This window comes from Peptoclostridium litorale DSM 5388, assembly GCF_900141635.1.
Taxonomy (GTDB): Bacteria; Bacillota; Clostridia; order Peptostreptococcales; family Peptostreptococcaceae; genus Peptoclostridium; species Peptoclostridium litorale.
Map to the genome: position 1 here is coordinate 89859 of NZ_FSRH01000013.1, position 10203 is coordinate 100061.

Consider the following 10203-nt stretch of genomic DNA (forward strand, 5'->3'; position numbering starts at 1 on the left):
GCTTGTTTCAAAACAAGCCTTTAATTAATTTTAAAATATAACCCATATGATTTTTATCCATAAGCCATGTTGATAATCACATGCAGCTGTTGATAATATTTCAAAGCTGATTTTTTGCTGGAAAATATGCATTTGCAAATCTACAGCCTTATCAACATGTTTTTCACTGTGGAAAACCCCATTTTTCAACCAGTCTACATAGTTTTCCACATATCCACGGCCCCTACTACTATTACTAACAGTTTTTGTTCTTTTTATTAATCAGATTTTCAAACTTTTCAAAAGGAGGCATCCACATGAACATAATATGTCATCAAAAGGAGTTATCTCAAGCTATAGGAGTGGTTCAAAAAGCAGTGTCCTCAAAAACTACAATGCCCATACTCAAAGGAATACTGGTAGAGACTGCCCATAACCGATTAAAGCTCACCGGCAATGATCTTGAACTTGGAATAGAAACCATAATAGATTCTCAAGTCATAAGGGATGGTTCTGTTGTAATAGATTCGCGTTTATTTGGAGAAATAGTAAGAAAACTGCCAGATTCTTATATAGAAATAGATTGTGATGAAAAAAACAATGTGGTCATAAAATGCGAACATTCAGAATTTAAAATAATGGGCTATTCACAAACCGAATACCCTCAACTACCTGATGTCGATGACAATTTCAACTATGAAATAAATGCACACTGCCTGAAAAACATGATAAGACAGACTGTATTTGCAATATCTCAAGACGAGACTAAACCTCTTTTAATGGGAGAGCTTATAGAGATAGACGGTGCGGATATAAGTATAGTGGCTCTTGATGGATACAGGCTGGCCATAAAAAAGGCCGGTATTGAAAATAATATAGGCAATATAAACGTAATAGTGCCTGGCAAAACACTGTCTGAAATAAACAGGATAGTTTCTGGCGAGGAGAAAAATATAAAAATGGCATTCACTCAAAAGCATGCCCTGTTTTCAATTGAGAATACAAGGATTATAACAAGGCTTTTGGAAGGTGAATTTATAAATTACAAGCAGATAATTCCGAAAGAAAGCAGAATAAAAGTGACTGTAAATACTAAAAATCTTCAAAACAGCATTGAAAGAGCATCTCTTTTGGCAAGAGAAGGCAAAAACAACCTGATAAAATTCTCAATAACAGACGGGCTTATGATAATAACCTCCAATTCTGAAGTCGGCAATGTATACGAGGAGCTTCCCATAAATCTTGAAGGAGGAAATATCGAAATAGCATTTAATTCAAGATATATGCTTGAGGCCCTTAAAGTCATGGAATGTGATAGCATAGTCATGAATTTCGATACAAACCTTAGTCCATGCACAATAAATCCGCAAGAAGATACGGGATATACGTACATGATACTTCCCGTTAGGATTTCTGCCGGCAATTAAAAAACTGAAATATTTATTACAATACAGCCTGGCTGCCAGGCGACATAAATACAATTGCCAAAAACCCAGCCTGTCATTAAGTCTGGGTTTTTGGCAATTGGAACAAAAATAGGCTCATGCAGGCATTTATTTTATTGAAAATCAAAAGATATTACTTAATTTTGTTATTTCAATAAGTGAGTTTTTTTGTGCTATAATATATTGATTGGCTATACTTTTTAAGCTTAATAAGCATACATAGGCAGCCGAAATGAAATTTGTGTTTCATGCATTATGAATGCATCTGATACGGGAGGATGAATTTGTGAAGATTAAAATAAATTCTGAATATATAAAATTGGACCAGCTTCTTAAATTTGCAGACATTACGTCTTCTGGAGGAGAGTCAAAAATTTTAATTAAAGAAGGACATGTAAAGGTTAATGGCGAGGTTGAAACAAGAAGAGGAAGAAAGTTGCATCCTGGAGATATTGTTGAGATGGATGGTGAAAGTGTAGAAATAGAGTAAAGAGGGGCTTTTATTATGAAGCTGGAGAGTTTAAAACTCTTGAATTTTAGAAATTACAGTGAAATGCAGGTGGATTTCAACCCGGAACTGAACATAATAATTGGAAGTAATGGACATGGAAAAACAAATATACTCGAGGCGATATACTTTATGTCCATAGGCAAGTCATTTCGTACCAGTAAGGACAAAGAAGTCATAAACTTTAAAAGTGACAGGGGCTATATTTCGATTGCCTTTGGCAGGGGAGCCCAAAAGGGCGGCATAGAAATGCTCATAGGGAAAAAAGGTAAGGCTATAAAAATGAACGGCATTTCAATTCAAAAGATATCGGAGCTGTTTGGAGCATTTAACTCTGTAATATTTTCACCTGAAGACATAAGAATGCTCAAGGATGGCCCGGCTGAAAGGCGAAAGTTTATGGATAGGGAAATTTCCCAGATATCTCCGCGGTATTATCATGATCTTTCTGCATACAATAAACTTCTCTCACAAAGGAACAGCTGCCTTAAAAATAAAAATGTGGATGAAAACCTCATTGACATATATGACATTCAAATATGTCAGTACGCATCACGTATTTACATGGCGCGGAAAAGATTTGTTGAAAGTCTTTCTGAAATAGCAAAGGGCATCCATTCCAAAATAGTTGGAAAGCCAGAAAGCTTTGAAGTTGAATATTTGAGTCAGCTCAAAATGGGGGATGGGGAGCCTGGCGAAGATGAAATTGCAAGCGGTCTAACAATTTTGCTTAAAAAAAGCAGAAGGGACGATATACAAAGAGGCAATACGCGATATGGGCCTCATAAGGATGACATAAAAATAGTCGTAAACTCAATAGATGTCAGGACATACGGTTCGCAGGGACAGCAAAGGACTGCGTCGATATCTCTCAAGCTGTCTGAACTTGAGCTTATAAAAAAAGAGACAGGGGAGTATCCCGTGCTCCTTTTGGACGATGTGCTCAGCGAGCTTGATGAGAAAAGGCAAAAAAGTCTTATAGACAGCCTCGGGGGAATACAGACATTTGTGACTACGGCCGAAGAATCGCACATTAAAATATTTGAAGGTTATGACATGTCTGTCTATAGAGTTAAAGAGGGAAGAATAACATAAAAACGGAGGTAAATAATGTTTTTTCACCTGGGAGAAAACTATTATATAGACGCAAATGAAATACTGATGATAATGGACATGAAGTCAGCGCTTACGTCCAAAATATCAAGGGATTTCATAGAAAAAATAAAAAAGGAAAAAGGCATAAAAAGCATATGCGGCGAAAAGCCTAAATCTATAATAATAACAAGGGAAAAAAGCCCTGATGGATATGATATAAAGGCGTACTATTCTTCGATATCATCGAATACCCTTTTGAAAAGGTCGTATCAATATGATTTTTCTTCTTTTGAAATGGAGGTAATGTAATGCAAGAATACGGAGCAAGTCAAATACAGGTTCTTGAAGGTCTTGAACCTGTAAGAAAAAGACCGGGCATGTATATAGGATCTACAGGGCCAAGAGGGCTTCACCATCTTGTATATGAGGTGGTAGACAACAGTATAGATGAGGCGCTTGCAGGATACTGCACCGATATAATGGTATCAATAGAAAAGGATAACTCGATAGTTGTCACTGACAATGGAAGGGGTATCCCTGTCGAGACACACCCCAAAACAGGCAAGTCGACTGTAGAGACAGTTCTAACAGTGCTTCATGCGGGAGGTAAATTCGGGGCCGGAGGATACAAGGTATCAGGAGGTCTTCACGGGGTTGGTGTATCGGTAGTTAACGCCCTTTCTGAAAAGCTTGAGGTTATAGTAAAAAGAAACGGCAAGATTCACAGGCAGAAATATGAAAGAGGAAATCCTATGACGCAGCTTGAAGTCGTAGGGGAGACTACTGAAACTGGAACCACCACAATTTTCAAGCCTGACGGCACGATTTTTGAAGAGACTGTATACAAGTACGAAACGCTTGAGCACAGACTGAGGGAGCTTGCATTCCTAAACAAGGGAATAAAAATAGTGCTTGAGGACAAAAGGTATGAAAGAGAGCAGAAAAAAGAGTTTTCTTATGAAGGTGGTCTTATTGAATTTGTAAAGCACCTGAACAAAAACAGAAATTCAATACATGACCAAATCATTTACTTTGAAAAGCAGCAGGATGATTACAGCGTTGAGATATCAATGCAGTATACAGACGGCTTTACTGAAAACATATATTCATTTGCAAACAATATAAACACACATGAGGGAGGAAGCCACCTTACAGGCTTTAAGGCATCTCTTACAAAAGTTGTAAATGACTATGCAAGAAAGTACAATATTCTAAAGGAAAAGGAAGACAATTTCACAGGTGAGGACATAAGGGAAGGTCTTACTGCCATACTTTCTATAAAACTGCCGGACCCACAGTACGAGGGACAGACAAAGACAAAGCTTGGAAATACTGAAGCAAGAGGAATAGTGGACACTATAACTACTGAGAATTTGGCGGCGTTTTTAGAGGAAAATCCTGAAGTTGGAAAGATAGTGGTGGAAAAATGCATGAGGGCGCAAAGGGCCAGAAATGCAGCTAAAAAGGCAAGGGAGCTGGCAAGGAGAAAAAGTGCGCTTGAGAGTACTTCACTTCCAGGAAAACTCGCGGACTGTGCCGAAAAGGACCCTTCAAAATCCGAAGTATATCTTGTCGAGGGAGACTCGGCGGGAGGATCTGCAAAACAGGGCAGAGACAGGAACACCCAGGCAATACTGCCTCTCAGGGGAAAAATATTAAATGTTGAAAAATCAAGGCTTGACAAAATACTCAGTTCAGAAGAGATAAAGAACATGATAACTGCATTTGGATGCGGAATAGGCAATGAGCTGGATATTGAAAAGCTTAGATATCACAAGATAATAATAATGACGGACGCCGATGTCGACGGAGCGCATATAAGAACGCTTATACTAACATTCTTCTTTAGATACATGAGGGATCTTGTTGAAGGCGGATATATATATATAGCACAGCCACCTCTTTACAAGATAAAAAAGGGAAAGTCTGAAAGATATGCATACAGCGACAGGGAAATGGATGCAATATTAAGTGAAATAGGAAGAAAAGGCGTAGGGCTTCAAAGATACAAGGGTCTTGGAGAGATGAATCCAGAACAGCTTTGGGAAACCACAATGAATCCGGAAAACAGGACACTACTGCAAGTTTCAATAGATGACGCTGCACATGCAGACGAGGTATTTTCAATGCTAATGGGAGACAAGGTTGGGCCTAGAAGAGAGTTCATAGAGCAGAATGCAAAATATGTAAGCAACCTGGATTTCTAGTTTGGAAATAAAGTACATTCTATAGGAAATATGTCCGGGAAGGAGAAATGATTTATATGATAGAAGAGGGAAAAGATAATATAGTTGAAATACAAATAGAAGACGAGATGAGAAAATCGTATATAGACTATGCGATGTCAGTTATAGTTGGCCGTGCACTTCCAGATGTCAGGGACGGGCTTAAGCCGGTTCACAGAAGGATACTATATGCCATGAATGACCTTGGGCTGTATCCTGAAAAGGCATATAGAAAATCAGCTACGGTTGTCGGGGAAGTTTTGGGTAAGTACCATCCTCATGGAGATGCATCCGTATACGATGCAATGGTAAAAATGGCACAGGACTTTTCAATGAGAAATCCCCTTGTAAACGGACATGGAAACTTCGGTTCCGTAGACGGAGACAGCGCTGCGGCAATGCGTTACACAGAGGCCAAAATGGAAAAGCTTGCAACGGAGCTTTTGAGGGATATAGACAAAGAGACTGTAGATTTTGTTCCAAACTATGACGAGAGCAGAAAAGAGCCTTCTGTTCTTCCTTCAAAATACCCGAATCTGCTAGTAAACGGTTCTAACGGAATCGCCGTAGGTATGGCAACATCAATACCTCCTCACAACCTGGGGGAGGTAATAGACGGGACAATATCGCTTATAGACAATCCAGACATATCTATTGACGAAATGATAGAGCAGATAAAGGGACCTGATTTTCCTACAGGCGGAATCATAATGGGCAAAAATGATATGGTAAGGGCATATCAGACCGGAAGAGGAAAAGTCAAAGTAAGGGCAAAAGCAGAGATAGAGGAAGGTAATAAGGGAAGAGACAGGATAATAATAACCGAAATACCATATCAGGTTAACAAGGCAAGGCTTATAGAAAAAATAGCAGATCTTGTAAAGGACAAGAGGGTTGAGGGAATATCAGACCTTAGAGACGAGAGTAACAGGCATGGTATGAGAATAGTCATAGAGCTTAAGAGGGATGCCAATCCAAACATAGTGCTCAACCAGCTATACAAGCATTCTCAGCTTGAGGATACCTATAGCATAATAATGCTTGCTCTTGTAAATGGAGAGCCTAAGGTTCTAAATCTAAAGCAGATGCTGTATCACTATGTAGAGCATCAAAAACAAGTCATAACTAGAAGAACCAGGTTTGAACTTAAAAAAGCTCAAGACAGGGCACACATACTTGAAGGTCTTAAAATAGCTCTGGACAACCTGGACGAAGTGATAAAGCGGATAAGGGCAAGTAGTGATGGCTCGATAGCAAAAGAAGAGCTTATAAACAAGTTTACCCTTACAGAGCCTCAAGCCCAGGCGATACTTGATATGAGACTGCAAAGGCTTACGGGACTTGAAAGAGGGAAGATAGACTTTGAATACAAAGAGCTTATGGAGCAAATAAACTCACTGAGGGAAATACTTTCTAACGAGCCTATACTTATGAACATAATCAAGAGAGAAATGCTCGAAATAAAAGAAAAATTTGCAGATAAGAGAAGAACTCAGCTAAAACCTTCAGAAGCAGAAATAAACATAGAAGACCTTATAGAAGATGATGAGATAACCATAACGCTTACCCATCTTGGATATATAAAGCGTGTAACTTCTGACACTTACAAAATTCAAAAGAGGGGCGGCAAAGGAATAAGCGCACTCAGCACCAGGGAGGAAGATTTTGTAGAACATCTTGTAACTACTACGGCACACAGCAAGGTGCTTTTCTTTACGAACAAGGGAAGGGTATACAGGCTTAAGGCTTATGAGATACCGGAAGGCAAGAGGCAGGCCAAAGGCACTGCTCTCATAAACATACTTCCGCTTGAAAAAGATGAAAAAGTTACAGCTCTTATACCATTTAAAGACTTCGATGATGAAAATTATCTTTTATTATGTACTAAAATGGGTATAATAAAAAAGACTGTGCTTAAAGAGTTTAGAAAAAGCAAGAGAAATGGCCTTATTGCAATCAATTTGAGAGATGAAGACGAGCTTATAGGTGTAAGGGTTACTGATGGAGACCAGGAGATTATAATGGTCACCAGAAAAGGAATGTCTATAAGATTCGATGAAAATGACATCAGGCCTATGGGAAGAAGTGCCATGGGAGTCAAGGGAATAACGCTTTCGGAAGATGATGTTATAGTATCGGTCAACCTTGTAGGCGAGGGTGAAGATCTTCTGATTGTAAGTGAAAATGGATATGGAAAGAGGACTCTTCTTACTGAGTATAGAATGCAATCAAGGGGCGGCAAAGGGATAAAAACATACAATATAAATCCAAAGACCGGCTCAATATCTGGAGCACGAGTTGTAAATCCAGAGGACGACCTTATGATAATAAATTCAGATGGTGTTCTCATAAGACTTGGAGTAGAAAATATATCTAGGCTTGGAAGGGCTACAAGCGGAGTCAAGCTGATGAAAACTGAAGAAGAGACGAATGTTGTATCAATAGCCAAGATAATGGCTGAAGAAGAATAGATGCGTGCCGGCTTTGCCGGCCGCATACATTATTTATTGAACAGTTGGAAGGGGTGTAGACTTGAGAGGCAGATCAAGATATTTTATACTTGGTGCAGCTGTGGGTGCTGCCGCCGCCTTGGCATTTGCTCCAAAAAAAGGTTCTGAATTTAGAAAAATAGCAGTTGAAGGTGCAAAAAAGCTGATAGAAAGCTCGGATGAAATATTAAGAGATATAAAAGAAAGGCTTGAAGATATTGCCGAAGAGGTAGAGATAGTGCCTCCAGATGAGGAAATAGTAATAAGTGTAGACTATGAATCAGAGGATGATGAGTATGAACGTTAGTCTTTGGGAAATAGGCGTATTTATTATGGCTATGGGATTTTTTGTACTGTGCATAAACCTTTCATATGCAGTGAAGAGCGTCGATAGGACTATAAAATCGGCTATGGACATAATTGAAAAAAATGAGCCAGACATAAAAAAAATTGTGGCTGACATAAGTGGTATTACCGACAATGTTGAAAAATTGACCAATATAACAGCTGTATTGGCTGGAGTATTGTCAAAGATAAAAAAATAATAGATAAGTTTGGGGAGGGATATTGATGTCACTTACAATAAACAAGAGTTTCAATGAAGATAAGAACATATGGGACGTCTCGTTAAAGGGAGAAGTAGACATATATACAGCAAATAAACTCAAAGAGACTCTCATAGACATGGTTGCAGAAAGGCCTCAGGATATATTAATAGATGCTTCAAGACTCGAATATATAGATTCTACAGGACTCGGAGTGCTTATAGGAGCGCTTAAGAGATTAAAGCAACATGAAAAGGATATATATATAAAGGATGTAAAGCTCAATGTAAAAAAGATATTCAAGATAACAGGCCTTGACAAAATATTTAAGGTGGAGGGATAAATTTGGATGCTATAAATAGTCAACTAACATACAAAGAAGATGTTTCTGAATTTGATTTTATATCGATGAAGATTCCAAGCAAGCCGGAGTATGTGGGTGTTATAAGACTTACGGTTTCTGCGATTGCAAATAGAATAGGATTCAATATAGAAGAAATTGAGGATATAAAAGTTGCTGTGGCAGAAGCATGTACAAATGCCATACAGCACAGCTGCAATGGAATAAATGAATTTTATGTAGAGTTTGAAGTTGCAATCGACAGACTGGCAATAACAGTAAAAGACAATGGAAAAGGAATAAATGAGAAGGACGTGAAGGAACCTAATCTTGGAGAACTTAATGAAGGCGGACTGGGGATATTCATAATAAAAAGCCTTATGGACGAAGTTAGCTTCAGCTGTGAACTTGAAACAGGTACAGAGATAAAAATGGTCAAGTTTTTGCAGGAGAATTTTTAGGAGTTGATGTACGCGATGGGCAGAAGAATATCAAAGAAAAGATCTATTCCAAGGGATTCCTTCTATGCTGACAAGAGTGATAAAGAGCTATTTGTAATGTATTCTGAAAACAGGGACATAGATATAAGAAATGAGCTTATAAACAGAAACATATATATAGTTGAGATACTTTCAAAAAAGTTTTTAAACAAGGGAATAGAATATGAAGATATATATCAGGTTGCTTCTTTAGGACTCATATATGCAATAGAAAGATTTGACGTCACAAAGGGATTTGAATTCTCAAGCTTTGCTACACCTACAATAATAGGGGAAATAAAAAAATATTTCAGGGACAAGGGATGGTCAATAAGGGTTCCAAGAAGGATACAGGAGCTTTCCAAGAAAGTGAATACTGCAAGTGTGCACCTTCAGCAGCAGCTCCACAGAGTTCCAAAAGTTGAGGATATAGCTGAATATTTAGGATGTACACAAGAGGAAGTGCTTGAAGCTATAGATGCATCCTATGTCTACAAGCCAAAGTCACTTGACCTTTCATATGATAACGACGGAGATGACAAGGACATTCAGCTTATGGACCTTGTGGGAAGTGAAGACAAGAGTTTTAAGGCTATAGAAAACAAAGATTTTCTAGAAAGGGCAATGTCTAAGCTTAATGAGGTTGAGCTGAAGATAATAAAAGACAGATTTTTCGGGAATAAGACACAAATGGCCATAGCCAATGAACTTGGAGTATCTCAAATGACTGTGTCCAGGATAGAAAAAAAGGTCCTTTCAAAATTAAAAAAGGAATACGAAAAGATAATTTATTAATGGTGAATTAGTACTTTAAATCTTTTGCATATTTCACATAGTAGCATGTGAAATATGCAAAAGATTCTGTCATTTTGTATTTGAAATATTTATACTGAAAAGTGTTGACCTGCAGAGATAAAGCTGGTATAGTATTACTTGTCGCTGAAACAAGGCGGCAAACACCAAGTCCTAGCGGCCTGGTTTCAAGGCTTCCAGAAAAAAGGAATTTAGCAGTATGTTGCAGCCAATCGAATTCCACTTGGAAATTCTCTTGGGCAACACTTGCATGAGACGTACAGTGCTTATTTCATAAACAGTGTT

At 38.2% G+C, this 10203-nt stretch carries 12 protein-coding genes; 11 read left to right on the forward strand and 1 reads right to left on the reverse strand.

The window, feature by feature from the left end:
• Positions 1–30: 30 nt before the first annotated feature.
• Positions 31–210 (reverse strand): hypothetical protein, encoded by a 180-nt coding sequence (locus BUQ87_RS11955; RefSeq protein WP_038262295.1) that lies wholly within the window; start codon positions 208–210, stop codon positions 31–33.
• Positions 211–296: 86 nt separating this feature from the next.
• On the opposite strand from BUQ87_RS11955, the gene dnaN reads away from it, so the two are divergent.
• The 11 genes from dnaN (at position 297) to BUQ87_RS12010 (ending at position 9900) form a co-directional block, all read left to right on the forward strand.
• Positions 297–1406 carry a DNA polymerase III subunit beta gene (gene dnaN / locus BUQ87_RS11960; RefSeq protein WP_038262298.1) on the forward strand — a complete coding sequence of 370 codons (1110 nt, stop codon included), beginning with the start codon at positions 297–299 and terminating at the stop codon, positions 1404–1406.
• 304 nt (positions 1407–1710) lie between these two features.
• Positions 1711–1914, forward strand: coding sequence for a S4 domain-containing protein YaaA (gene yaaA, locus BUQ87_RS11965; protein WP_242943840.1), 204 nt, complete (start codon positions 1711–1713; stop codon positions 1912–1914).
• Positions 1915–1929: 15 nt separating this feature from the next.
• Positions 1930–3027, forward strand: coding sequence for a DNA replication/repair protein RecF (gene recF, locus BUQ87_RS11970; protein WP_038262303.1), 1098 nt, complete (start codon positions 1930–1932; stop codon positions 3025–3027).
• A 15-nt stretch (positions 3028–3042) separates the two neighbouring features.
• Entirely contained in the window at positions 3043–3336 is a 294-nt protein-coding gene (gene remB, locus BUQ87_RS11975) for an extracellular matrix regulator RemB (RefSeq protein WP_052635929.1), read from the forward strand.
• Positions 3336–5234 carry a DNA topoisomerase (ATP-hydrolyzing) subunit B gene (gyrB, locus tag BUQ87_RS11980; protein WP_038262306.1) on the forward strand — a complete coding sequence of 633 codons (1899 nt, stop codon included), beginning with the start codon at positions 3336–3338 and terminating at the stop codon, positions 5232–5234. Before remB ends, gyrB begins: the two co-directional genes overlap by 1 nt.
• A 56-nt stretch (positions 5235–5290) precedes the next feature.
• Positions 5291–7723 carry a DNA gyrase subunit A gene (gene gyrA, locus BUQ87_RS11985; RefSeq protein WP_038262308.1) on the forward strand — a complete coding sequence of 811 codons (2433 nt, stop codon included), beginning with the start codon at positions 5291–5293 and terminating at the stop codon, positions 7721–7723.
• 61 nt (positions 7724–7784) lie between these two features.
• The gene (locus BUQ87_RS11990; protein ID WP_038262310.1) at positions 7785–8048 is read left to right on the forward strand and encodes a YtxH domain-containing protein; all 264 of its coding nucleotides are present in this window, start codon (positions 7785–7787) and stop codon (positions 8046–8048) included.
• Positions 8038–8286, forward strand: a complete 249-nt coding sequence (locus BUQ87_RS11995) for a DUF948 domain-containing protein (RefSeq protein WP_038262313.1) — start codon at positions 8038–8040, stop codon at positions 8284–8286. Before BUQ87_RS11990 ends, BUQ87_RS11995 begins: the two co-directional genes overlap by 11 nt.
• 25 nt (positions 8287–8311) lie before the next feature.
• Positions 8312–8629 carry an STAS domain-containing protein gene (locus BUQ87_RS12000; protein WP_038262315.1) on the forward strand — a complete coding sequence of 106 codons (318 nt, stop codon included), beginning with the start codon at positions 8312–8314 and terminating at the stop codon, positions 8627–8629.
• A 65-nt stretch (positions 8630–8694) separates the two neighbouring features.
• A complete protein-coding gene (locus BUQ87_RS12005; RefSeq protein WP_038262411.1) occupies positions 8695–9087 on the forward strand; it encodes an ATP-binding protein in 393 nt (130 codons plus the stop codon).
• 15 nt (positions 9088–9102) lie between these two features.
• Entirely contained in the window at positions 9103–9900 is a 798-nt protein-coding gene (locus tag BUQ87_RS12010; protein WP_187655919.1) for a SigB/SigF/SigG family RNA polymerase sigma factor, read from the forward strand.
• The last annotated feature ends 303 nt before the right edge of the window (positions 9901–10203 follow it).

Bases quoted from the DNA above. Each gene is read 5' to 3' on its own strand.
- dnaN (WP_038262298.1), top strand. From the start codon at position 297: ATGAACATAATATGTCATCAAAAGGAGTTATCTCAAGCTATAGGAGTG.
- recF (WP_038262303.1), top strand. From the start codon at position 1,930: ATGAAGCTGGAGAGTTTAAAACTCTTGAATTTTAGAAATTACAGTGAA.
- remB (WP_052635929.1), top strand. From the start codon at position 3,043: ATGTTTTTTCACCTGGGAGAAAACTATTATATAGACGCAAATGAAATA.
- gyrB (WP_038262306.1), top strand. From the start codon at position 3,336: ATGCAAGAATACGGAGCAAGTCAAATACAGGTTCTTGAAGGTCTTGAA.
- gyrA (WP_038262308.1), top strand. From the start codon at position 5,291: ATGATAGAAGAGGGAAAAGATAATATAGTTGAAATACAAATAGAAGAC.
- BUQ87_RS11995 (WP_038262313.1), top strand. From the start codon at position 8,038: ATGAACGTTAGTCTTTGGGAAATAGGCGTATTTATTATGGCTATGGGA.
- BUQ87_RS12000 (WP_038262315.1), top strand. From the start codon at position 8,312: ATGTCACTTACAATAAACAAGAGTTTCAATGAAGATAAGAACATATGG.
- BUQ87_RS12005 (WP_038262411.1), top strand. From the start codon at position 8,695: ATGAAGATTCCAAGCAAGCCGGAGTATGTGGGTGTTATAAGACTTACG.
- BUQ87_RS12010 (WP_187655919.1), top strand. From the start codon at position 9,103: ATGGGCAGAAGAATATCAAAGAAAAGATCTATTCCAAGGGATTCCTTC.